The organism is Phragmitibacter flavus, assembly GCF_005780165.1.
In the GTDB taxonomy this organism is placed as follows: Bacteria; Verrucomicrobiota; Verrucomicrobiia; order Verrucomicrobiales; family Verrucomicrobiaceae; genus Phragmitibacter; species Phragmitibacter flavus.
This window is the reverse complement of sequence record NZ_VAUV01000015.1, coordinates 49,270-74,385: the sequence shown is the minus strand read 5'-3', so window position 1 is coordinate 74,385 and position 25,116 is coordinate 49,270. Positions and strand designations below refer to the sequence as shown.

Below are 25,116 nucleotides of genomic sequence, written 5' to 3'. Positions count from 1 at the left end.
TGACACCACAAATGGATCGTGTCTCATCTCACCCTCGGTGAGACGCCCCATTCAAACCATCCTTTGTCTGATCGCTGCCATTCATTTGGTCGGCGGACATTGGGGCGTCATGCAAGTGATCGCATGGGGCAACATGCTGCACACCTACTCGCAAAACCAAAGCATGGTGGACGCCGTCAAAGACACATTCGATGGCAAGCATCCCTGCCCGATGTGTCTTAAGATTCAGCAGAGCCAAACGGCTGAGTCGGAGCAGCAACCGGCGTCAACGACCCCAGTCGAAATCCATCCTCACTGGCTCGCCCTACCCTCCTGCCGAGACCTTCCTACGGTCTCCTGGAAAGCCGCTCCACCGGAACAGACCATTGCGCTTCGCCATTCACTGACAAGCCAGTGGCAGCTTTCTCCACCGACCCCGCCGCCACGACGCAGCGAGGCTTAAGCATCCGCATCCGTCTAACTCAACGGAAACACCGTGCGCCACACCCGCATGGACTGTTCAACCTTACTGGGTTGTCCCCTACACCATTCAATCGTTGGCGGTCCCCCGTCCGCATTTCCCATGCTGACTCTATCGTGATTATCACCACCACCTACACCCTGTTTAGTTATCCATCACCCATGAAAACATCCATCCTTGCCATAGCCTCCCTCACCCTTGCTCTCATCACCGTCCACGCCGCAGAAATCGACAACAACAAACAAAGCATCAGCGACGTCATGGAGTCCGCCATGAAAGGCTCCACCAGTCTTCACAAAAAAGTCTCCACTGGACAAGGCACCGACGCTGACGCCGCCGAACTGCTCGCCTACTTCAAATCCCTCCCCGCCAACCAACCGCCCCAAGGCGACGACGCAAGCTGGACCGAAAAAACCACCCGACTCATCAACGCTGCTCAAGGCGTCGTTGACAAAAAACCCAACGCCAAATCCGAGCTCCAACTCGCCGGCAATTGCAAAGCCTGTCACAACGTGCACAAAGGCGAATAAGCCATCTTTCAGTCCGCCATCCCTTCATGCAAACCATCGCACGCGCCTCCATCGCTGCCGCCCTGATGATCACCATCGGGCTGCACTGGAGCGCGTTGCAGATGGTCGCCTGGGCCACCATGCTGCCCGACTACACCGCCGAACAGGGCCTCATCGAAGGCATCGCCAACACCTTCAACGGCACCCAACCGTGCCCCATGTGCCGGCAAATCGCTGCAAGCCAGAAAAGCGATCCCCAGTCATCCGCGCCGACCCCTAATTCCAACTCCCGCAAGCTCGATTCCACCGCTCCGAAATGGATCAGTGAACGCCGCAATCTCCCGTCTTTCCATCCACGAGCGACCAACTTTCAGGCCCAGCCACATCCCGCGCTCATCCACCTGCTTGCCACCCAATGGCACAGCCGCCCGCCCACACCGCCGCCACGACCCAGCGCCTGTTGATTTTTCAACACACTGATCACTGATCCAGCGAGATCAACCAGCTCGTCGCCTGCCAAGAAAAAACGCAGCGTGCCGCCAACCAACTTAGTCAGCCGACGCCGGCCTCGCGCCCATCATGCGTGCAACCCTGCGTGTCATTCCATCAAAACTTTCTTCGACTCAATCACCCATCATGACCATTTCAAAATCCATCCTTCCCCTCATCGCCGTCCTCGCCTTCACCACCACCACCCCCGCCCAGGACACCGCGCTCGAAGCACAAAAACAAGCAGGCCAGCAACCCTACATGCCCGTCTGTTCCGCCTGTCACCACCCCCCCGGCATGGCCCTCCCCGGCATGTCCCCGCCCCTCGCCAACTCCGACTGGGTCACTGCCGCCAAACCCGACCGCCTCATCCGCATTGTGCTTCACGGCATGACCGGACTCATCAACATCAACGGCAACCCCTTCCCCCCCCCCCCCCCCGTGATGCCCGGACAAGGCACCCTCAGCGACGAACAAATCGCCAACATCCCCCCCTACACCCGCACCGCCTCCGGCAACACCGCCCCCGCCGTCACCCCCGCCGAAGTCGCCGCCATTCGTGCCGCTGAAAAAGCCCGCACGGGCATGTGGCTTGAAGCCGAACTCCTCAAAATCCCCGTCGAGTAATTCCACTCCATGCAAGCATCCCAACCACCACCAGTTGCCGCCCCTTTCAACCCCTGGCGCTTCTGGTTCATCATCGGCGGCATCTGCGCCCTCGTCATTGCTGCTTCCATGGCATCGACCAAACTGATGCGCAGCAAAAGCGCGTCCGCACGTCCCCTGCTGCGCTACCATCAGATCCCCCCCAACCTCGAAGCCACCGAGCGATCAGGCGGCCCTGTCAACATCGCCAGCCTGAATGGCAAGGTTCGCATCTTCGCCTATATCTACACCATCTGCCCCCACGGCTGCGCCGCCGTCATTGGCGAGATGCTCAAACTCCAAAAGCAGTTCGGTCAACGGGACGACTTCCATCAAGTCTCCATCTCCGTCGTCCCCGAGCATGACACCGCCGCCACGATGGCCGCCTACGCCGAAGGCATCGGCCTCAAACCCGCCGATCCCTGGTGGTTCCTCACCGGAAAACGCGAACCTCTCTGGCAATACATGACCGAGGGCCTGCGACTCGAACCCGCCTCGCCCATCCCCGAAGAAGAACGCCTCCATCCCCTCGACATCTACGCCCACGACCTCCGCGTCGTGCTCGTCGACCGCGAAGGTTACGTCCGTGGTTACTACTCCATCTTCCACCCCCAACCCGAGATCGCCAGCCTCATGTGCGAGCGCCTCCAGCAAGACACCCAACGCCTCCTCAAAAATCCAAAACTCTGACCCCCACTCCATCGCTCCTTACCCAACTAAGAACTAAGCACCAAGAACCAAGAACCAAGAACCCAACTCCATCACTCCACCACTCCATGAAATCCATCCTCCAACTCACTCTCATCATCACCATCTCACTTTCCACCATTCTGCCACTTCCGGCCGCCGACCCAACCAACACCACCACTTACCAAGGCAAAATCAGCGGTCTCTTCTGCCACGCCTGCGCCAGCAAAGTCAAGGCCGCCCTCAGCAAACTCGATGGCGTCACCAAGGTCACCATCACCAAAGGCGAGGAGCAAGGCATCCAAAATCTCCACATCGAAGCCACCCCCACCTCCAAACCTATCACCAAAGACACCGCCATCAAAGCCCTCGGTAAAGACGCCGACAGCTATCACATCCTCAGCCTTTCAAACTCCCCCTCCTAATCATTCAACCCAAGCTAAACACACCGCCAAACATCCACATGAAACATCGACTCCTGTTATCCGCCATTCTCATCGGCCTCACTCCGCTGAGCGCCCAACAATCCTCACTCCCTGCCACCACCACGCTGCCCGAAGTCACCGTCAACGCGACACAAGACAACCCCTCCCTCACCGTCCCTTCCTCCAGCGCCGCCAGAACCGAACTCGCCCGCACTCCTGGCAACACTTCCGTCGTCGATGCGGAAACCTACCGGCTCGGACGCTCCTCCTCTTTCGAAGACATCTTCAGCAGCATCCCCGGCGTCTACTCCCCCGCCCGCGGCAGCGATGGCGATGAAGTGAAACTCTCCATTCGTGGCAGCGGACTTGACCTCGGCTTCCACCTGCGCGGCATCAAACTCCTGCAAGACGGCGTGCCCGTCACCCTCGCCGACGGCTTCGGTGACTTCCAATCCATCGATCCGCTCTCGCTCGACTACGTTGAAGTCTTCCGCGGCTCCAACGCCCTGCGTTACGGCTCCACCACCCTCGGCGGTGCCATCAACTTCGTCAGCCCCACCGGCTACTCCGCCGACCCTTTCCGAATTCGACTCGAAGGTGGCAGCTACGGTTACCTCAACGGCCAGATCAGTTCCGGCGGCGTCAGCGGTCCCTTCGATTATTACATCAGCACCTCCTTCCTCAATCGAGACGGCTTCCAGGAACACTCCGAACTCCGCAACCGCCGTTTCTTCGGCAACTTCGGCTATCGCATCAGCGACGACATCGAAACCCGCTTCTTCCTCACTTATGTTGAAAGCCGTTCGGCCCTTCCCGGCAACCTCACCGCTGACCAAATCAGAACCAACCCACGCGCCGCCTCCGCCGACGCCATCGCGTTCGACCAACGCCGCGACGTCGACTGGTTCCGCATCGCCAACAAAACCACTTTCCAGATCGACAGCGAACAACGCCTCGAGACCAGCCTTTACTACACCTACTTCCTGCTCGACCACCCGCTGTTCTGGAACCCCTTTTTCCTCAACGGCCTCGGCGTCCGATACGGCACCTACAACAGCTTCGGCGGCGAACTTCGCTATCTCAATGAAGCCGACCTCTTCGGCCGCAAAAACCGCCTCACCATGGGCTTCGCTCCGGCCGCCACCTTTCTCCACGATGAACGTCTCATCAACGACTTCGGCAAACGCGGCGCAAGAGTCGGCGACGGCGACACCACCGCCATCAACTACGATTTCTACATCGAAGACCAACACTACCTCACCGACCAATTCTCCCTCATCCTCGGCTCCTCTTTCACTTATGCCGTGCGTAACTTCGACGATAACTTCCTCACCGATCCCAACGGCGACCAATCTCGCGATCAAAGCTACACCGGCTTCAGTCCAAAACTTGGTGCCCTCTATGAACTGAGTCAGCGGACCCAGCTTTTCGCCAATGTCAGCCGCAGCTTCGAGCCCCCCACCACCGTTGAAATCGTCGGTCTCGGCGGACCCGCCGGAGACGTGCTCACCCGTGAAATTTCCGAACAAACCGCCACTACCATCGAAGTCGGCACCCGCGGCGAATCCGGACGTTTCAAGTGGGAGATCGCCTACTACTACTCCTGGCTCAAAAACGAACTGCTCACCCTCAACGACTCCGCCGGCAACCCCCTCGGCACCATCAACGGACCCGACACCCATCATCAAGGCATCGAGTTCGGATTGGACACCGTCCTCTGGCAAAGCAGCCCTCCCGCCATGGCCATCGCCACCAGCGCGAAGTCAGCCAAAGCCGTGATGCCCGTTCAAGCCCATGAAGCAAGCCAGCTAACCTTGAAACAAATCTTCAACTGGAACGACTTCCGTTTCGACAACAGCGAATCCTATGGCGACAACCAGCTCGCAGGAGCCCCGGAATTCTTCTACCGCGCCGAACTTCTCCTCGAACTCAGCAACGGCATCTACATGGGACCCAACTTCCAGTGGGTTTCCAAACTCCCCGCCGACTATGCCAACAGCCTCTATGCCGACGGCTATGCCATCCTCGGATTCCGACTCGGCTACCGCAGCCCCAAAGGCTGGACGATCTTCGCCGAAGCCCGCAACCTCACGGATGAAAACTACGCTTCCTCCGCAGAACCCATCGCCGACGCCCGAACCTCCTTCGGCCCCGCCCAAGTCTTCCACCCCGGCGAGCCCCTCTCCTTCTTCGCCGGTTTTGAATACAAATTTTGATCGGGCCAACCCAATTGCGGCCACCAAAACGACTGGCAGTGGAACGTCCACCTAGATAACACCGCCAGTCTGCGCCATCACCCCCTCTCTCACACCTGAGCCAGGGCCAATCTTACCCTGCGGCGTTCCCTCAAGAACGCCGCAAATTCTTTCCCCAATTACCACGCCGAACTTTGTGACCGCCGCAGTCCCAGTCACCAACCCGGAGCAAGGCCTGCCCGTTCTCGACACCCTCGCCGTCGACTCCCTGATCCGCCTCCGCTGGCTCGCCGTCCTCGGCCAGTTCGTCACCATCCTCACTGCCCGCTTCACCCTTGAGGTCCACATTCAGTGGCTGCCCGTGCTGCTCATCATCGGCACCACCGCCCTCACCAACCTCTTCCTCATCCTCCTCCGCCGCGCAGGCACCTGGCTCAGCATCAGCGCCGTCCCCCACGTCATGGCCTGGGACACCCTGCTCCTCGCCGCCCTGCTTTACTGGACCGGTGGCACCGAAAACCCCTTCACCCTTTTCCTTCTCCTCAACGCCGTCCTTGCCGCCCTCACCCTCAGCCGACTCTCCGCCTGGCTGCTCATGCTCGTCGGCCTCATCTCCCTGCTCGTCCTCATTCAACACCATCATCCTCTCCTCCATCTAAACGGCAAGCCCCTCAGCGCCGATCACCTCCTGGTTGGACGCATCGTTGCCTTCTTCCTCATCAGCAGCACCCTCATCCACCTCGTCCAACGCCTGCGCGGCCAGCTGCGCCGCGAAATGCGCACCCGGCGCCAAACCCAGGAACACCTCGCCGAAGAACGCCGTCACCACAGCATCGCCACCCTCGCCGCCGGAGCCGCCCACGAACTCGGCACCCCCCTCTCCACCATCGCCGTCGTCAGCCGCGAAATGGAACTCGAACTCCAGAACGACGAAGCCGACCACGACCTCACGCAAATGGCCCGCACCATCAACAGCCAGGTCGAACGCTGCCAGCAAATCCTCTCCCGGCTCCGTCCCGAACTCACCCCCATCCCCACCCAAAACTTCCACCTCACCGAACTCCAAACCCAACTCCTCGAACACCTCAACCCTGAAGACCAAACCCGCTGCTTCTTCCACTGGCACCATCCCCACCCCATTCACCTTCCCCTCCAGGCCATCCGCGAAGCCCTCGGCAACCTCATCCGCAACGCCCTCCAGTCCTCCACCCATCATCAACCCGTCGACATCAACGCCCAGCTCGACGCCCACCACATCCACTTCACCGTGCGCGACCACGGCCACGGCATCCCCGCCGCCATCCGCCGCCACCTCGGCGAACCCTTCCTCACCACCAAACCCCCCGGACAGGGCATGGGTCTCGGCCTCCACCTCGTCAAACTCCTCGCCCATCAACTCGGCGGCAGCCTCCACTTCACCCCAGCCCCCGGCGGCGGAGAAACCTTCACCCTCACCCTCCCCAACCATGCGACAAAACACCACACCACAGCCAGTTGAATAACCCCTTCAACCCCTCACCTTGCCCCATTCATCATGAAGCGGATCCTCCTCGTTGACGACGACCTCGTCTTCCGCGAACAACTCGCCCTCGCCCTGCAACGGCGCGGTTACCACTGCCATCAAGTCCCCGACGGCGCGACCGCCCTCCAGCACCTGCAAACCAACCCCATCGACGCCGCCGTCATCGACCTGCGCATGCCCGGCATCAGCGGGATCGAAACCGTCCAGTCCATTCACCAACATCTCCCCACCGCCCGCCTCATCGTCCTCACCGGTTACGGCAGCATCCCCTCCGCCCTCGAAGCCATCCGCCTCGGAGCCTCCGACTACCTCGCCAAACCCGTCAACGCCGACCATATCGCCGCCGCCATCGAAGGCCAACCCATCGACACCCCACCCCCCGACTCCGCTCCCACCCTCGACAAAGTCGAATGGGAACACATCCAACGTGTTCTCTCCGACTGCCACGGCAACATCAGTCAAGCCGCCGAAGTGCTCGGCATCCACCGCCGTTCCCTGCAACGCAAACTCAACCGCTACGCCCCAATCCGCTGAGAGCCGCCATCGTCGATTGACCGAATGAAGCGGCACGGCCCCCGTTGCCCAATGCATGGTGATACCTCCCCTTCCCGGGTGCGGCAAGTTGTCGCACCCCCATGCAAAGCATTGCGCATCACGCCCGCATCGAGCAGGTGAAGAATCGCTTATCCCTCTCGACATGCACAAGCCCTTTAAAACCGCCATAGCAGGACTCGCCGCCCTTGGCGTCACGTCATTTGCAACTTTGCCAGCCGCGACGATTGCTGGCGGAACCGCGACTTGGACCGTAGATGAAGGATTTTCCGACGCTCTCGGCTGGCTGGACTCCAATTTCGGCGGCTCCAAAACTCGTGCGCAAATACTCTCCGGATCGACTGCGGGTGATGCACCTTACAACCGTGTCTCTGGACAATCGGGCACTTTGGGAACATCGACCACGCCCGGCGGTGGCAATACTCCTGGCCGAGTCATCGTGACGGACTCAATCCGCCCTTTCGGAGAAGTGCCGCTCAACAACGCAGGCGGAACCACTCCTGGGATGGTTGGAAGCAGCCGCACCCGTTTGGCCACCACTCTTGACATCGATCCCGCCAACATTCTCGGAAGTTGGTCAGTTTCTAACAACGCCTTTGGTTTCACAGGAAATACCACTTTGGGCGAGCAAATCGCCTTCACCGGAATGCAACGCTGGGGCGGTCCGTTCACCGGTGTATTGCTCTATGGTGATTTCGGACTTCGATACAACGGGACTCAACTGGTTCTCACTTCGAACATCGACTTCTTGCACGCAGAATTTGCAACGTTGGGGAATCCCAACATCACTTATAACAACGGAATACTCTCCATTGCCGGTGATCTTCTTGTCGGTGAAGGCCTGTTCCTTCTCGACCAGACATCAACCATTGGCACCAAATTCGGCACTTTCAGCATGACAGCCACGACGTCGGCGGTGCCTGAGCCCTCACGTGCACTGCTGATCATGTCAGCCTTGGTAGCCGTCGTGTGGCGCAGAAGAAAGTTCTTTTGACCCTTTCCTTTTCAGCTTCTTGGACCGCTCCACCAAAATAACGAGAGGCACCATGCCACGGTCAGCTGCCCGGTTCTCCCCATGCACTCCCCGGGCTTTCACCCTCGTGGAATTGCTTGTGGCCATGGCTATCATTGCCGTGCTTTCCTTTTTGGCGACTGCAGGTTATGCCCGGATCAAGCACCAGGCGCTGCGCACCAAATGCATTGCCAACATCAAGAGCCTGGCAGCGGCCGACATACTCTACTACGGAGATCACGGCATCTTCCCCGCAGTGGAAGGTCTCATTCCCAGCACCATCAGCGCCGCGCGGCTCCAAGCCATGGGCGAGTATATCAACATGCCGGTTCCTGAAGGCAAAGTCAGCACCTGGCCCAGACGTGCACAACAGCCTGATTGGTATAACTGCCCCGCCGCCAGGGAATCAGGATATGCCGAAGGAATGACCGCTGGTGGAGGGGTTTACACGGGTTACATGTATCTCGGTGGGCTGGAAGAATCGCAGTTGATCCTCAGCGGGATGGCCAAACTGACCAATCCCAAACACACCGCCCCCAGAAACAACCTGCGGCGTGGCGTCCTCTGGTGTGATATCCTCTCCGAATTCCGCGGCGCAGGCGAACGACGCTTCGAATGTTTCCATAGCCAACGCGGCGTCCGCCATCCCGACTTTCGCTTTGAAGAACGAGAGATTGAGGGCATGAACCGGGCTTGGTCAGATGGCTCAGTCGAATGGTTGCCGCGACAGCAGCTAAACCTATCCAGCAAGGAGAATCTGCAAATCGAACACTTCATGGGGAACTATTACTATTAAGTGAACTCTCCCAACACGACTTCCCGAAGACACTTCTTCCGCGCCGTTACGGCGGCGGCAGGCACCATGACCTTGCCGCTCCTTTCACAAAACACCCCCGCCGTGCCTCCAACCAATTCCACGCCGTTTTCAGAAGCCGACCTGTTGCGCGCAGGCAGTGAAACCATCTTCATCCTTCTCTACCCAGGCTTCACCGCCATGGACGCCATCGGTCCCGAATACGCCCTCTCCTGCATGATCGGAGCCACCGTAAAATTCATCGCCAAAACCACCGACCCGGTGATCACCGAATCAGGATTCATGGTCACCCCCCATCTCAGCTTCGATCAACTCCCGGAAAAACCAAGCCTGTTCCTCGTCCCCGGCGGCACTCAGGGCGTCGTGCAAATTCTCGATGATGCAGAAACCCTTGCTTTCATCCGCAAAGCCGGGCAGACAGCCGACCTGACCGCAAGCGTCTGCACGGGTTCACTGCTGCTCGGTGCCGCCGGCCTCCTCCATGGCTACGAAGCCACCAGCCATTGGCAGACCCTTGAACTGCTCCCCATCTTTGGAGCCAAACCCAGCCAGAAACGCGTCGTGTTCGACCGCAACCGTGCCACCGCTGCCGGCGTCACCGCAGGCCTCGACCTCTCCCTTGAACTCGTTCGCCGATACCGTGGGGACGGTTATGCCAAGGGCGTCCAGCTCCTCGGCCAATACGACCCCCAGCCACCCTTCCCAGGTGGCGGAAACCCTGCCAGCGCCGACCAGCGATTCGTGATGATGCTCAACGAAATGCACAAACCTTTCGTCACGCAACTGGGTGACAAAATTCGCACCATCATCGAAAAACGGTAAATCCTGCGACATCTTGCCACATTTTCAGCGCCCTCATCCGCGCCGAAACTAAGGGCATGGATTTCCCACCCTATTTTATCGACCACATCGCCGGTGGACGACTGATCATCGGCGTCATCGCCTGCATTCACGTCCTCATCAACCACCCCCTCGCCGTCGGTGCCTACCCCATCCTCACCTGGATGGAATGGTGGGCCCACAAAAACAACCGGCCCGACATCGACCAGCTCGCCTACAAGGTCACCTTCGTCGTCTTCATCGTCACCACCACCGTCGGTGCCCTCACCGGCGTCGGCATCTGGGTTTCCACCTCCGTCTTCGCCCCCTTCGCCATCGGCAGCCTGCTGCGCGTGTTCTTCTGGGGCTGGTTCGCCGAATGGCTCGTCTTCATCACCGAAGTCAGCCTCATCATGTGGTGGTTCCTCAGTTGGAAAAGTGCCAAAACCGACGCCCAAAAGAAAAAACACATAAAAATCGGACTCGCCCTCAGCATCATGTCCTGGTTCACCATGGCCCTCATCGTCGCCGTGCTCGGCTTCATGATGAAACCCGGTGAATGGAGCCAGACCCGCGCCTTCATCGACGCCATGGTCAACCCGCTCTATCTCCCGCAGCTCGGCTTCCGCACTTTTTTTGCCCTCATGACCGGCGCCGTCTTCGTCTGGTTCTGCTCCTTCTACTTCACCAAAAAGCAGCCCGCCGTCCGCTCCTGGCTCGTCTACCGCCTCTCCCACTTCACCCTCATCGGCATGCTCCTCACCCTGCTCTTCGGCCTCTGGTATTGGCAAAACGTCCCCGATGTCATGAAGGCCAACAGCTCCGTCGCCCTGCTCTCCCAGGAGTTCATGGGCTGGTATGACAAATTCTCCGTCCTGCTTGGCTGGACCCTCGTCTCCTTCCTCCTCATCGCCGTCGGTGGACTCTCCTTCGCCAACCTCATCCCCCGCTGGGCCCTCCTCATCCCCAGCTTCATGGGCATCTGGCTGCTCGGCCACTTCGAACGCGCCCGCGAGTTCATGCGCAAACCCTGGGTCATCGGCGAATACATGTATTCCAACGGCGTCCTCAAAGACGAACTCGCCTTCCTGCAAAGCGAAGGCATCCTCAAACACGCCACCTACGTCGCCCATCGCGAAGCCACCCCCGAAAACCAAATCCAGGCCGGTCAGGACGTCTTCATGATCGCCTGTTCCCGCTGCCACAGCACCACCGGCATGAACGGCGTCCTCGAAAAATTCGCCACCATGTATGGCCACGACAAACCCTGGGACGACGGCGCCATGACCGCCTTCATGGCCAACATGCACCAAACCCGCACCTTCATGCCCCCCTTCCCCGGCAACCGCAGCGAAGCCGAAGCCCTCGTCGCCTACCTCCAGGACCTGCGCCAAACCCGCCAGCCCCTCCAAGGTGCCTAAACCGCCGGCATCCGCCTCCCCCAACCGCCAAACCCTGCGCCCGACGAACCCCTCCTCCAAAGCAGTGCCACAACAACCCCGCCACCCGATCCCGCTGTCCTCGCTGCCGGAAAAACCGTTTACAACCAGTTATGCTTCGCCTGTCACCAACCCACCGGACTCGGCATCCCCGGAGCCTTCCCGCCCCTCAAAGACTCCGACTGGATCTCCGCCCCCAACCCGGAGCGCCTCGTCCGCGTCATCCTCCACGGACTCACCGGCCCCATTCAAGTCAACGGCACCCCCTATAACGGCATGATGCCCGGTCACGCCCCCACCCTCAACGACGAAGAAATCGCCGCCGTCCTCACCCACCTCCGCCACGAATGGGGCTCCGGCGCTTCCCCCGTCGACCCCACATCCGTCAAAATCATCCGCGAAAAAGAAGCCAACCGCACCGCCCCCTGGACCCTTCAGGAACTCGAACAACTCCCGCCCGCGCCCGCCAACGTCACCGCCAATTGATCTCCCTTCCTTTCCCTCCATGAACCTGCCTTACTTCATCGCCAACACCCCCGTCCCGCGCGACCTCGCCCTGCCTCTTCCCATTCCTGAAGGTGTCCTCAAGGTCCTGCTAGTCCTCTTCTTCCTCATCCATATCTTCTTCGTCAACCTCATGGTGGGCGGCAGCTTCATCGCCGTCTTCCTTGAATGGCTCGGCCTGCGCCAGAAAAAATGGGACAGCCTCGCCTACGAAATCACCAAAACCGTCACCGTAAACAAAAGCCTCGCCGTCGTCATGGGGATCGGCCCGCTGTTGTGCATCAACCTCGTCTACACCATGCAGTGGTATGCTGCCAACTCCCTCACCGGCCACGCCTGGCTGCTCATCGTCCCCACCGTCATCAGCGCCTTCCTCCTCGCCTATCTCCACAAATACACCTGGCACCGCTGGAACACCGGCGCATGGAAAACCCTCCACCTCGCCATCGGCCTCCTCATGGCCCTCCACTTCCTCTTCATCCCCCTCATCTTCCTTGCCAACATCAACCTCATGCTCTTCCCCAGCGAATGGGAAAAAGTGCAGGGCTTTTTCTCCAGCCTCAAAATCGGCAACGTCCTGCCGCGCTACCTCCACTTCCTCCTCGCCTCCATCGCCATCGCCTCCCTCTTCATGGTCGGCTGGTTCGGACGCAAAACCTACAACATCACGCACCTCCCCGACCACAGCAAAGCCGACCTCAAACGCCTCTTCTACCGCACCGCCGCCGTGCCCACCATGATGCAGTTCCTCATCGGCCCCATCCTCCTCTTCACCCTCCCCTCCATCGGCGTCACCACCCAGCTCTACGTCGTCATCTTCTCCGGAGCCTCCCTCGGTGCCCTCGTCCTCTGGCTGATCCTTCGCGAAACCAAAGCCCCCGACCACCTCGTTGGCAACCGCTACCTCATCATCTGCATCCTCTTCAGCTTCGTCGTCCTCGGCATGGGCAGCGGACGCCACCTCTATCGCGAAGCCGCCCTTGCCAGCCATCAATCCGAGATCAAACAGCGCACCCATGCCTACCAAACCGCCCTCGCCGAATTCCGCAAAAACCACCCCGAAGGCACCGAGGTCACCGCCCCGCAAACCGGCGAACAACTCTTCACTTCCTGCGCTGCCTGCCACGCCCCCGCCACCCAGCTCGTCGGACCCTCCCTCGCCGAAATCGCCCAACTCTACGCCAACAACCCCGAAGGCATCGTCACCTGGGCACGCGCCCCCGGCAAAAAGCGCCCCAACCTCCCGCCCATGCCCCCCTTCGCCCACCTCGGCGACGACAACCTTCGCAAAATTGCCCAATACATGCTCGAAAAAGCCCCTCCAAAACTTTGAATCCGTGGCCACTTGAAAAGTTGGCATAAAGACTGATGACAACCGTTCCCCGTCTGCCAGACTTCCAGACTCTCTCATGACCCGCCACCTCTACCTCCTCGCCCTCTTCCAGCTCGTGGGCGGGCCATTGGTATTGGTCGCTGTCATGACCATGGGCAAGCTCGTAAGCACAGAAGTCCAGCAACAAGGCACCATCACCGCCGCCGTCATCAGCACCCTCGGCGATCAAACCACCTGGCAAAGCGTCGCTGATGCGATGACGCAATATCACTCGACCGCCACCACATCGCTGCCCACCCCCCAAGACCCCTTTCTCCCATCCCTGGACATCCAAGAAAAGAAAATTTTCGCCATCGCGTGGTCGCCAGTGAAATTGCCTGTCCATCACCTCCCCATTCAGGACCACATCTCCGAACCGAAGGCCCCTCCCGGCCCCACCTGGTCCATCGCGCCGCCAAGCCCACCCCCTCGAAGCGTCTAAGCTTTCCCGTCATTCCCAACGAATGACCGCTCACCTCCGCTGCGCCCTTGGTCGACCTAAAAACATGTCGACGTTTCACGGATCGCCGAATCAGCATCTGTCATCCATCTTCATTCGAACAACCTCCGCCGCGTCAGACAACCACATCCAATCGGTCCACCGGCGTCATGTCGGTCACCAGTCCCAAGCCCCGTTCCACCGCTCTCCATTCCATCCCATGAAACGCTTCCATTCACCTCTCGCCATTCTCTTCACCGCCATAACAATCTCCACCCACACCCTCGCCCAGCAAACCGAGGAACTCCAAACCATCACCGTCACCGGCAAAGCCGAAGACCTCCTCGGCCAAACCACCGCCGCCTCCACCGGCTATGCCAGCTCCGAAGACCTCCTCGCCCGTCCCGTCCTACGCCGCGGCGAAATCCTCGAAACCATTCCCGGCGTCATCATCACCCAACACGCCGGCGGCGGCAAAGCCAACCAATACTTCCTGCGCGGCTTCAACCTCGACCACGGCGCCGACTTTGCCACCTCCCTCGAAGGCATGCCCCTCAACCTCCGCACCCACGCCCACGGCCAGGGCTACACCGACCTCAACCCCCTCATTCCCGAACTCCTCAGCGGCGTCAACTTCACCAAAGGCACCTTCACCGCCGCCCAAGGCGATCTCTCCACCGCCGGCAGCGCCGACTTCCTTCTTTTCAATCAACTCCCCAACAACTTCGTCACCATTGAAGCCGGCGAAAACAACTACTACCGCGCCCTCATCGCCGGCACGGTGGACCTCAATCCCACCATCGCCCCGCCCTTCGATCCCAAAAATCCCACCACCGATCTCATGCCAAAGATCCAGCAATCCCTCACCTACGCCCTCGAATACAACACCTACGACGGACCCTGGACCCTCCCCGAAGACTTCGAACGCTGGAACGGACTGCTCCGCTACTTCCGCGGCGACGACGACAACTTCTTCACCGCCACCTTCATGGGCTACCAGGCCGACTGGACCTCCAGCGACCAAATCCCCCAACGCGCCATCAACGACGGACGCATCGACCGACTCGGCCACGTCGACCCCACCACCGGCGGAGAGTCCTCACGCTACAGCCTCAACCTCACCTTCCAAACCCGCGACGGCGATGTCACCACCAAAGGCAATCTCTACGCCATCTACTACGACCTCGACCTCTACTCCAACTTCACCTACTTCCTCGACTACCCCGAACGCGGTGACCAGTTTCAGCAAAAAGAAAACCGCTGGATCCTCGGCGGCAACGTCGCCCGCACTTGGGAGAACCAAAACCTGTTTGGCAAAAAAACCGACTACACCCTCGGCCTCCAAACCCGCCACGACCTCATCGGCGACATCGGCCTCTACCGCACCCAAAACCGCCAGCGTTTCCAAACCATCCGCGAAGATGCCGTCTACGAAGCCAGCCTCGGACTCTTCGCCGAAACCACCATCCACTGGCAGGATTGGTTCCGCACCAACCTCGGCCTGCGCGGCGACCTCTTCTACTTCGACACCCGCCAGAGCAACCTCACCGCCAACGAAGGCGACGATCTCGACGCCATCCTTAGCCCCAAAATCAGCCTCATCTTCGGCCCCTGGAACGAAACCGAACTCTACCTCAACTACGGCCTCGGCTTCCACAGCAACGACGCCCGCGGCGTCAACACCACCATCGACCCCAACTCCGGCGACCCCGTTCCGCCTGTCGATCCCCTCGTCCGCACCCAAAGCGCCGAACTCGGCATCCGCAACCAGGCCATCCCCACCCTCACCAGCACCCTCTCCCTCTTCTGGATCGAAAGCGACAGCGAACTCGTCTACATCGGCGACGCCGGCGCCAACGAACCCGGCCCCGGCTCCCGTCGTTTCGGCCTCGAATTCGCCAACTACTGGCGTCCCGCCAAATGGCTCACCCTCGACGCCGAACTCGCCCTCACTCATGCCCGTTTCACCGACTCCGGCAACGACGACTACATCCCCAGCAGTGTCCCCCTCATGTTCAGCGGCGGCATCACCCTCGGTGCCCAAGGAGCTGACACCGGCCCCTTCGCCACCCTCCGCGCCCGCGCCTTCGACAGCCGACCCCTCATCGAAGACAACAGCATCAAAGGCAAAACCAGCATCCTCTTCAACGCCGGCATCGGCTACCGCCAAACCAAGTGGGAAGCCGCCTTGGAATGCCTCAACCTCTTCGACCGCAAAGACAACGACATCGAATATTTTTATACCAGCCGCCTCCCCGGCGAACCCACCGCCGGCTACGACGACATCCATCTCCACCCCAGCGAACCCCGCACCTTCCGCGTCCGCCTCACCTACCGCTTCTGATCCCGCCCAGGAGAGACATCCGCCCTCATTCTGGGCGCCCTGCTCCATCCTCCTCACCCTCACCGGCTTTTATACTCGCCAAACAATAGCGCAAATCAGTTGCATTACCCATTCACGCAATATACTTGCGTTAATGCACTCAGCCACCCTCCCCGTCACCGTCCTCTCCGGCTTCCTCGGCGCCGGTAAAACCACCCTCCTCAACCACATCCTGCGTAACCGCGAAGGCAAACGCGTCGCTGTCATCGTCAACGACATGAGCGAGGTCAACATCGACGCCGCTCTCGTCAAAAACGGCGACGCCGCTTTCGCCCGAGCCGAGGAAAAAATGGTCGAAATGTCCAACGGCTGCATCTGCTGCACCCTGCGCGAAGACCTCCTCATCGAGATCAACAAACTCGCCCGCGAAGGCCGCTTCGACCACCTCGTCATCGAATCCACCGGCGTCTCCGAGCCCATGCCCGTCGCGGAAACCTTCACCTTCAAAGACGAAAACGGTCGATCCCTCAGCGACGTCGCCAACATCGACACCATGGTCACCGTCGTCGACGCCAAAAACTTCCTCACCGACTTCCGCACCACCCAGACCCTCAAGCAACGCCAGCAAGCCCTCGGTGAAGAAGACACCCGCACCATTGTCGACCTGCTCGTCGACCAGATCGAATTCGCCAACGTCATCCTCATCAACAAAACCGACACCGTCACCCCCGCCGAACTCCAGGAAATCCGCGCCACCATCAGCGCCCTCAACCCCGCCGCCACCATCCACCACACCACCCAAAGCGCCATCCCCCTCAACCACATCCTCGGCACCAACCTCTACCAGCTCGCCCAGGCCGAACAATCCACCGGCTGGCTCGATAGTCTCCAGCACCACACTCCCGAAACCGAAGAATACGGCATCACCCACTTCGTTTACCGCGCCCGCCGCCCCTTCCACCCGCAACGTTTCTCCGACTTCTGCCACTCCCACTGGCAAGGCGTCATCCGCGCCAAAGGCCTCTTCTGGCTCGCCACCCGCCCTGACCTCGCCGGCTTCATTTCCCAAGCCGGCGTCCTGCGCACCACCAACGCCATCGGTCACTTCTGGGCCGCCATCCCCAAATCCGACTGGCCCCAATCCCCCGCCGAACGCGACGAAATCCAAGCCAGCTGGCAAACCCCTTACGGCGACCGCCGACAGGAAATCGTCATCATCGGCAAAGAAATGAACCAACCCGACCTCATCGCCAAACTCGACACCTGTCTCCTCACCGACAAAGAATTTTCCAAAGGCCCCAACGCCTGGCAAAAATTCCCCGATCCCTTCCCAAAATGGCAAATGGGCCATTCACATTGATCCCGAAAAACCTCACCTTGTTTGTGTTCTTTGTGATCCTTCGCGGCAAAAATCCCACACCTTTCAATCTTAAAAATTTCGAATTTCCAAAAGCCTTGCAATTGTAGCCACATTTAGCTACAATTGGACATGGCTACGAGAGAAGCAACCGTCCGGGCCAGAATCCCACAATCCCTAAAGTCCGATACCGACGCTGTCTTTGATGCTCTCGGCATTTCCAGCTCCGAAGCCATTCGACTGTTTCTAACCCAAGTTCGACTCCGTCGTGGATTGCCATTTTCAGTCGTGTTACCACTGAAGGAAGACAACACCGACCTTCTGCTCTCGCCTAAACAACGACAGTCTGCCTTGGACGACTGCTATGAAGACTGAACCGGGTCAAGTCTATCGCGTTGACCTCGGCTACTCAGGAAAAATGCGTATGATGGCCGTCGTCTCGATGAGCGACGAAGATGCCCCGCGCGCCCTCACCATTTGTATCCCGATAACCACCGCCTATCGAAACAGTTGGTATGAAATAGCCCTCACGAAAAAAACATTTCTCAGAGAAACATCCTACGCAAACGTTCAGGGCATTCAGGCCATACAAAACCACGAATTGCAAGGCCCCATCGGGAAGCTCACCGCAGCAGAAATGACCAATATTCGCGCGGCTCTCGCCAAAATGTTTGAAATCCAATAGGTCATCTCACGAACTGCTGCATCAAACCTGCACAACTCCATCCCAACGTTGCCACCCCCGCCATCCTCCCCATAGTGTCAGGCATCATGCCTCGACGTCTTCTTTCCCTCCTGGCCTGGCTGGCCCTGCCCGTTGCAGCCATCAACGCCCAAAATCAGGACGCCCCCAAGCCCGTCACCACCGCCCAAGCCGTCGTCGATCACGTCGTCACCACCCTCGACCTTACGGGCACCATCGTCCCCAAACGCCAGGCAAGCCTTTCCTCGCGCGCCAGCGGCCTCATCCTCAAACTCCCCGTCGATGCCGGCTCAACCGTCAAAACCGGCGACGTCCTCATGGAACTCGACCCCGCCCTCGCCAGCCTCGCACTTGAACGCGTCACCGTCGAAACCCAGCAAGCCCAAACCGAACTCACCGAAGCCCAACGCCTGCTCGATGAAGTCCGCGAACTCGCCAAAGTCGGTGGCTTCTCCAAATCCGAAGCCCAAACCCGCGAAACCGCCGTCCGCATCCAAACCGCCAACCTCGCCCGCGCCCAGGTCCAGCTCCGCGAACAAAAAGAGCAACTTGCCCGTCATCAACTCATCGCCCCCTTCGACGGTGTCATCCGCCAGAAACTCAGCGAAGAAGGCGAATGGGTGCAAACCGGCACCCCCGTCCTCGAACTCGTCGAAACCACCCACCTCCACCTCGACCTCCAGGCTCCCCAAGAAATCTACGCCCAGCTGAACGACAACACTGCCGTCACCGTCCACCTCGACGCCTACGCCGACACCCCGCTCAAAGCCAAAGTCGCCACCCGCGTTCCCGCCAAAGACCCCGTCTCCCGCACCTTCCTCGTCCGCCTCGACCTCACCGACCCCGAAAAACTTGCCGCCCCCGGCATGTCCGCCCGCGCCACCCTCAGCTTCCGCAGCAAAGACCAAGCCCTGCAAATTCCCCGCGACGCCATCGTCCGTTTCCCCAACGGCACCTCCAAAGTCTGGATCGTTCAAAACTCCGACGGCCCCATCGCCACCGTCCGCTCACAGCTCGTCAAAACCGGCCAGGCCCTCAACGACACCATCACCATCCTCGAAGGCCTCGAACCCGGCACCACCATCATCCTCCAAGGCAACGAATCCCTCCGCGAAGACCAGCCCGTCACCATCCTCCCAGCTCCCTGATCAATCGCATTTTTTTAGCCTTTATCCTTTATCCCTTAGCCTTTCATGCTGTCCTCCCTCCTTAACCGCGGCACCCTCGTCACCGTCGTCATGCTGATGGTCATGCTGCTCGGCATCATCGCCGCCACCCGCGTGCCCGTGCAGATGATCCCCGACCTCGACGCGCGCACCATCTCCATTGAAACCCAATGGGCCGGTGCCACGCCACAGGACGTCGAAAAAGAAATCATCATCGAACAGGAGGACTACCTGCGCAGCATCCCCAACCTCAAGCGCATGACCTCGTCGGCCTCCACCGGCAATGCCAGCATCGAACTCGAATTCCCCTTCGGCATCGACGTCAACGAAGCCCTCCTCCGCGTCAACAACGCCCTCAGCCAGGTCCCCTCCTACCCCGAAAACGTTGACGAGCCCGTCCTCTACACCAACTCCTTCTCCGAAAACGCCTTCATGAGCTTCCGGGTCGTCCCCCTTCCCGGCAACCCCATGAACCTCGACATCGACCTCATGCTCGATTTCGTCGATGACAACATCCGCACCGCCATGGAGCGCGTCCCCGGCATCTCCCAGGTCTCCATCGGTGGCGGCGCCGAACGCCAGATCCAAATCCTTGTCGACACCCCTCGCCTCGCCGAACGCGGCCTCTCACTCACCCAGCTCCGCGACGCCATCCGCGCCCGCAACATCGACCTCTCTGCCGGTGACATCGACCAGGGCAAACGCCGCTACCTCATCCGCACCATCGGCCGCTTCGACAACATCGAAGAACTCAACAACCTCATCCTCAGCCGCAGCGGCGACGCCATCACCCGCCTCCGCGACGTCGCCACCATCAAACTCGACCACTTCGAAATCCGCTCCCGCTCCTACGCCGATGGCGACTCCAACCTCCGCCTCTCGCTTTACCGACAGCCCGGATCCAATGTCATCACCATCAAATACGCGATCCTTCCTGTCGTCGAACAAATCAACCGTGACATCCTCAACCCCGCCGGCCTTCAGATGCTGCTCAGCAACGAGGACGTCAAATACGTCGAGGACTCTGTCCAAAACGTCTGGAAAAACCTCCTCATCGGCGCCGGCCTCGCCACCGCCGTCATGTTCCTTTTCCTGCGCTCCGCCTCCGCCACCCTTATCGGCATGTGCGGCATGCCCGTCTGCGTCGTTGCCAGCTTCATTGGCCTCCTTGTCATGGGCCGCACCATCAACGTCATCTCCCTCGCCGGCATCGCCTTCGCCATCGGCATGACTATCGACAACACCATCGTCGTCCTCGAAAGCATCCAGCAGGAACGTCAAAAAGGCAAAACCCGCTTCCAGGCCGCCCTCCACGGCACCCAAAACGTCTGGGCCGCCGTCCTTTCCGGCACCATGACCACCGTCCTTGTCTTCCTCCCCCTCCTCTTCGTCCAGGAAGAAGCCGGCCAGCTCTTTTCCGACATCGGCATCGCCATTTCCTTCTCCATCCTCATCTCCATGCTGGTCGCGGTCACGCTTGTCCCCGTTGCCTGTGCCAACCTCCCCGAGCGCACCCTCAACAAGCAGACCACCACCCTGCCCAAACGCCGCCAGTTCCTCCTCACCCCGCTCTACTGGCTGCTCAGCACCAAACCCCGCCGCTACGCCACCATCCTCATCACCCTTCTGCTCACCAGCTCCGCCGTCTACTTCCTCACCCCACCCGCCGAATACCTCCCCGAAGGCGAAGAAGCCAAAGCGTTTTCCAGCATGATCGCTCCTCCGGGCTACAACCTCCCGGAGATGGAAAAAATCGCCCTCCAGGTCCAGGACCAGCTGCTCCCGCTGATGAAGGACGACCCCGCCGACTTCGACAACGGCAAAACCCAAATCCCCGCCCTCTCCCGCGTCACCATCATCGCCCAACCCCAGTCCCTGCGCATCATCGCCGAAACCAAAGACCCCGGCCACATCGACGCCTACATCGAAAAGGTCAACCAGCTCTTCCGCCAATACCCCGGCATGCGCGCCTTCTCCTCGCGCGGCTCCATCATCTCCAGCAACGACGGCGGCACCCGCGCCGTCAACCTCGACATCTCCGGGCCCGAACTCCCCGCCATCTACGACGCCGCAAACACCACCTTCCGACTCGCCGGAGAAGTCCTCGAGAACCCCCAAATCAACTCCGAACCCAACTCCCTCACCCTCGGCCAGCCCCTCCTGCAGATCCAACCCAACTGGGAACGCCTCGCCGAACTCGACATCAGCGCCGAAGAACTCGGCTATGCCATCGCCGCCCAATCCGACGGCGCTTTTGTCGACGAGTTCTTCATCCAGGACGACAAAATCGACATCTTCCTCTACAGCCAGGCCATCAACCAGCAAGACCTCTCCAAACTCCCCGACCTCACCATCTTCACCCCTCGCGGCAACTTCCCCCTCAGCGCCCTCGCCACCATCACCGAAACCGTCGACTCCGCCAACATCCGCCGCGTCGACGGACGCCGCACCATCACCCTCTACATCATCCCCCCGCGCACCACCCCCCTCGAAACCGCCGTCGACCAGGTCCGCCAAAACGTTGTTCAACACCTCCGCGAAACCAACGCCCTCCCTCCCGGCGTCACCGTCGACCTCTCCGGTGCCGCCGACCAGCTCGACGCCACCCGCGATTCACTCGGCACGAACCTCTGGGTCGCTGTCGCGCTCTGCTACCTCCAGCTCGTCATCATTTACCGCCACTGGGGCGACCCCCTCATCATCCTCATCACCGTCCCCCTCGGCATCAGCGGCGGCATCGCCGGCCTCTGGCTCCTCAACTTCGTCGGTGCCCTCATGCCCTCGATCGGCCTCCCTGAAATTCGCCAGCCCTTCGACATGATCACCATGCTCGGCTTCCTCATCCTCCTCGGAACCGCCGTCAACAATCCCATCCTCATCGTCGACCGCGCCATGCACAACCACCGCATCGATGGCATGTCCGTCATCGACTCCGTCAAAGACGCCCTCCAGTCCCGGCTCCGGCCCATCATGATGACCACCTGCACCACGCTGATCGGCCTCGCCCCACCCGTCTTCCTCCCCGGCGCCGGCACCGAACTCTACCGCGGCGTCGGAGCCATCATCCTCTTCGGACTCGCCTTCACTTCTCTCATCACGCTCACCTTTCTTCCCGCCTTGCTCATCAGTTGGATGAAGATTGGCGACAAACTACGACCCGCAAAAAATCCCAGCGTCGCCGCCGCATAAAATCCCCCTCAAAACACAATATCTGCAGCTTCGACCACACCATCTCACGCAGGCTGGACTAAATTGACGATTTTCACCGATTTTCGTTGAACTGCCCTGCACGACCATGCAAGACGTTCACCGTCACCAGGCACTTCGAAAACCTTTCCTTCATGCTGCTAGCGGTCTTTTCAGCCTTCATCCTCGCCATCCTGGCCCCAACCCTCCACCGCCTCACCCGTGGTCTCTCTGGTTGGATCTTTGCATTGGTCCCCGCCGCCATCGCCGCCTTTTACGCCAGTCACTTCGGCAAGATCAGCAGCGGTGAAGTCATCACTCAAACCATCAACTGGATTCCTTCCCTCGGCATCCACCTGGCCTTCCGCCTCGACGGCCTCAGTCTCCTCTTTGGCCTGCTCATCAGTGGCATCGGTGCCCTCATCTTCATCTACGCTGGCGGCTACCTCCACGGTCACCCCCAGCTCGGCCGCTTCTTCTGCTTCCTCAGCTTCTTCATGGGAGCCATGCTCGGCCTCGTCACCTCCGACAACCTGCTGTCCCTGTTCATCTTCTGGGAACTCACCAGCCTCTCCTCCTACCTGCTGATCGGCTTCAACCACGAAAGCGAAGAATCCCGCGCCTCCGCCCTCAAAGCCCTGCTCGTCACCTTCTTCGGCGGCCAGGCCCTCATGCTCGGCCTCATCCTCATCGGCATCGCCGGCCAGACCTACTCGCTGTCCGAACTGCTCAACAACGCCGACATCGTGCGTGAATCCCCCCTCTACACCGGTGCCCTGCTGCTCGTCATTCTCGGAGCCTTCACCAAATCCGCCCAGGTCCCCTTCCACTTCTGGCTCCCCGGGGCCATGGCCGCCCCCACCCCCGTCAGCGCCTACCTCCACTCCGCCACCATGGTCACCGCAGGTGTCTTCCTGCTTGCCCGACTCCAACCCATTCTCGGCGGCTCCCCCCTCTGGCACGGCCTTCTCACCACCTTCGGTGCCGCCACCATGCTCACCGGAGCCGCCCTCGCCGTTGCCCAGACCGACCTCAAAAAACTCCTCGCCTACACCACCGTCAGCGCCCTCGGCACCCTCGTCATGCTGCTTGGCATCGGCACCCCGCTCGCCATCCAGGCCGCCGCCCTGTTCCTGATTGTCCACTCCCTCTACAAGGGCTCCCTCTTCATGGTCGCCGGCACCATCGATCACGAAACCGGCACCCGCGACGTGCGCCAGCTTGGTGGCCTCGCCAAAGCCATGCCCATCACCGCCCTCGCCGCCGGACTCGCCGCCCTCTCCATGTGCGGCTTCATCCCCGCCCTCGGTTTCATCGGCAAGGAACTCCTCTACGAAGCCGCCCTCCACGCCCCCCAACATTCCGGACTCCTCGTCATCGTCAGCGTCTTCGGCAACGCCCTGGTCGTCGCCGTCGGCCTCATCGTCGCCGTCCGTCCCTTCCTTGGCAAAGCCGGCGAAACTCCCAAACACGCCCACGAAGCCCCCCCCTCCCTGTGGCTTGGCCCCATCGTGCTCGCCACCCTTGGCCTGCTCCTCGGCCTGCTGCCCTTCCTTGCCGCCCAATACAGTGTCGGCCCCGCCGCCAGCGCCATCGCCGGCCAGACCCTTCCTACCAAACTTTCCCTCTGGCACGGCTTCAACGTCATGCTCGGCCTGAGCGCCGCCACCCTCGTCATCGGCGTCGCCCTCTACTTCTCCCGCAACTCCCTGCGCGAACTCGGAGGTCTCATGCGCCCCCTCGCCGCCTTCGGACCCGAGCAATGGTATGCCAAATCCCTCAACTCCATGGTCACCTTCGCTGGCATCCAGACCCGCATCCAGCAGCATGGTTACCTGCGCTACTACGTGATGATGGTTCTCGCCGTCACCACCCTCGCCATCGTCCTCGGACTCAGCCGTTCTGAAATCCACGCCGGTTGGGCCAACCTCGCTGACGTGCGCTTTTACGAAGTCCTCATCGGCGTCATTATCCTTGCCGCCGGACTCTACGCCGTCACCACCCGCGGCCGTCTCAGCGCCGTCGCCGGCCTCGGCGTTGTTGGATGGAGCGTCGCCCTCATCTTCGCCCTCTACGGTGCGCCCGACCTCGCCATCACCCAGTTCATGGTCGAGACCCTCAGCCTCATCCTTTTCATCCTCGTCATCTACCACCTGCCCCGCTTCAAAGAATACACCGACCGCAAAACCCGCATCCGCGACGCCATCTTGTGCAGCGCCGCCGGTGTCGCCATCGCCGTCATGGTCATGAAAGCCCTCGGCACCGACAGCGTCCAGTCCATCTCCCCCTACTACGTCGAAAACAGCCTCAACGCCCAGGGTCGCAACATCGTCAACGTCATCCTCGTCGATTTCCGCGCCCTCGACACCTTGGGCGAAATCACCGTGCTCGGCATCGCCGCCCTCGGCGTCTACGCCCTCATCAAACTGCGCCCCAAACCCGAGCCCGAGCCCGAACCTGAAACTCAATCCACCAAGGAGGAAACCAAGTAATGGTAT

Annotated in this window: 23 protein-coding genes; all 23 read left to right on the top strand. The window is 60.5% G+C overall.

All coding sequences use genetic code 11. The annotated features are described in order from the left end of the window. Positions 1–37 precede the first annotated feature (37 nt). Positions 38–442 carry a hypothetical protein gene (locus FEM03_RS18965; protein WP_138087871.1) on the top strand — a complete coding sequence of 135 codons (405 nt, stop codon included), beginning with the start codon at positions 38–40 and terminating at the stop codon, positions 440–442. 179 nt (positions 443–621) lie between these two features. After that, positions 622–990, top strand: coding sequence for a hypothetical protein (locus FEM03_RS18960; RefSeq protein WP_138087870.1), 369 nt, complete (start codon positions 622–624; stop codon positions 988–990). A 26-nt stretch (positions 991–1,016) separates the two neighbouring features. Further along, positions 1,017–1,433, top strand: a complete 417-nt coding sequence (locus tag FEM03_RS18955; protein ID WP_138087869.1) for a hypothetical protein — start codon at positions 1,017–1,019, stop codon at positions 1,431–1,433. A 172-nt stretch (positions 1,434–1,605) separates the two neighbouring features. Then, positions 1,606–2,085 (top strand): c-type cytochrome, encoded by a 480-nt coding sequence (locus FEM03_RS18950; protein ID WP_166442997.1) that lies wholly within the window; start codon positions 1,606–1,608, stop codon positions 2,083–2,085. A gap of 9 nt (positions 2,086–2,094) precedes the next feature. Then, positions 2,095–2,793, top strand: a complete 699-nt coding sequence (locus tag FEM03_RS18945; protein WP_138087867.1) for an SCO family protein — start codon at positions 2,095–2,097, stop codon at positions 2,791–2,793. An 86-nt stretch (positions 2,794–2,879) separates the two neighbouring features. Further along, positions 2,880–3,215 carry a heavy-metal-associated domain-containing protein gene (locus FEM03_RS18940; RefSeq protein WP_138087866.1) on the top strand — a complete coding sequence of 112 codons (336 nt, stop codon included), beginning with the start codon at positions 2,880–2,882 and terminating at the stop codon, positions 3,213–3,215. Positions 3,216–3,253: 38 nt separating this feature from the next. Beyond that, positions 3,254–5,431: a TonB-dependent receptor family protein gene (locus FEM03_RS18935; protein WP_138087865.1), complete on the top strand. Its 2,178-nt coding sequence runs from the start codon at positions 3,254–3,256 to the stop codon at positions 5,429–5,431. Between the two features lie 175 nt (positions 5,432–5,606). Beyond that, positions 5,607–6,908, top strand: a complete 1,302-nt coding sequence (locus tag FEM03_RS18930; RefSeq protein WP_138087864.1) for an ATP-binding protein — start codon at positions 5,607–5,609, stop codon at positions 6,906–6,908. A gap of 36 nt (positions 6,909–6,944) precedes the next feature. After that, entirely contained in the window at positions 6,945–7,466 is a 522-nt protein-coding gene (locus FEM03_RS18925) for a response regulator transcription factor (RefSeq protein ID WP_138087863.1), read from the top strand. Positions 7,467–7,521: 55 nt separating this feature from the next. After that, positions 7,522–8,478, top strand: coding sequence for a PEP-CTERM sorting domain-containing protein (locus tag FEM03_RS18920; RefSeq protein WP_138087862.1), 957 nt, complete (start codon positions 7,522–7,524; stop codon positions 8,476–8,478). Between the two features lie 52 nt (positions 8,479–8,530). Then, the gene (locus FEM03_RS18915; RefSeq protein WP_240772844.1) at positions 8,531–9,292 is read left to right on the top strand and encodes a type II secretion system protein; all 762 of its coding nucleotides are present in this window, start codon (positions 8,531–8,533) and stop codon (positions 9,290–9,292) included. Further along, the gene (locus FEM03_RS18910) at positions 9,293–10,132 is read left to right on the top strand and encodes a DJ-1/PfpI family protein (protein ID WP_138087860.1); all 840 of its coding nucleotides are present in this window, start codon (positions 9,293–9,295) and stop codon (positions 10,130–10,132) included. 56 nt (positions 10,133–10,188) lie between these two features. After that, on the top strand, positions 10,189–11,550 hold the full coding sequence (locus tag FEM03_RS18905) for a c-type cytochrome (protein WP_138087859.1): 1,362 nt from the start codon (positions 10,189–10,191) through the stop codon (positions 11,548–11,550). Between the two features lie 9 nt (positions 11,551–11,559). Next, positions 11,560–12,054, top strand: coding sequence for a c-type cytochrome (locus FEM03_RS18900; RefSeq protein ID WP_138087858.1), 495 nt, complete (start codon positions 11,560–11,562; stop codon positions 12,052–12,054). 19 nt (positions 12,055–12,073) lie between these two features. Beyond that, positions 12,074–13,405, top strand: a complete 1,332-nt coding sequence (locus tag FEM03_RS18895; RefSeq protein ID WP_138087857.1) for a c-type cytochrome — start codon at positions 12,074–12,076, stop codon at positions 13,403–13,405. A gap of 76 nt (positions 13,406–13,481) precedes the next feature. Continuing rightward, positions 13,482–13,886: a hypothetical protein gene (locus FEM03_RS18890; protein ID WP_138087856.1), complete on the top strand. Its 405-nt coding sequence runs from the start codon at positions 13,482–13,484 to the stop codon at positions 13,884–13,886. 217 nt (positions 13,887–14,103) lie between these two features. Then, positions 14,104–16,227 (top strand): TonB-dependent receptor, encoded by a 2,124-nt coding sequence (locus FEM03_RS18885; RefSeq protein WP_166442995.1) that lies wholly within the window; start codon positions 14,104–14,106, stop codon positions 16,225–16,227. 133 nt (positions 16,228–16,360) lie between these two features. Beyond that, complete coding sequence (gene zigA / locus FEM03_RS18880; RefSeq protein WP_138087854.1) at positions 16,361–17,566, top strand: zinc metallochaperone GTPase ZigA; 1,206 nt, start codon at positions 16,361–16,363, stop codon at positions 17,564–17,566. Between the two features lie 129 nt (positions 17,567–17,695). Beyond that, a complete protein-coding gene (locus FEM03_RS25935) occupies positions 17,696–17,938 on the top strand; it encodes a type II toxin-antitoxin system RelB/DinJ family antitoxin (protein WP_138087853.1) in 243 nt (80 codons plus the stop codon). Beyond that, the gene (locus FEM03_RS18870) at positions 17,928–18,248 is read left to right on the top strand and encodes a type II toxin-antitoxin system PemK/MazF family toxin (protein ID WP_138087852.1); all 321 of its coding nucleotides are present in this window, start codon (positions 17,928–17,930) and stop codon (positions 18,246–18,248) included. Before FEM03_RS25935 ends, FEM03_RS18870 begins: the two co-directional genes overlap by 11 nt. Before the next feature lie 86 nt (positions 18,249–18,334). Beyond that, positions 18,335–19,414 carry an efflux RND transporter periplasmic adaptor subunit gene (locus FEM03_RS18865; RefSeq protein ID WP_138087851.1) on the top strand — a complete coding sequence of 360 codons (1,080 nt, stop codon included), beginning with the start codon at positions 18,335–18,337 and terminating at the stop codon, positions 19,412–19,414. 45 nt (positions 19,415–19,459) lie between these two features. After that, a complete protein-coding gene (locus FEM03_RS18860; protein ID WP_138087850.1) occupies positions 19,460–22,621 on the top strand; it encodes an efflux RND transporter permease subunit in 3,162 nt (1,053 codons plus the stop codon). A 152-nt stretch (positions 22,622–22,773) separates the two neighbouring features. After that, positions 22,774–25,110: a putative monovalent cation/H+ antiporter subunit A gene (locus tag FEM03_RS18855; protein ID WP_138087849.1), complete on the top strand. Its 2,337-nt coding sequence runs from the start codon at positions 22,774–22,776 to the stop codon at positions 25,108–25,110. Positions 25,111–25,116 lie beyond the last annotated feature (6 nt).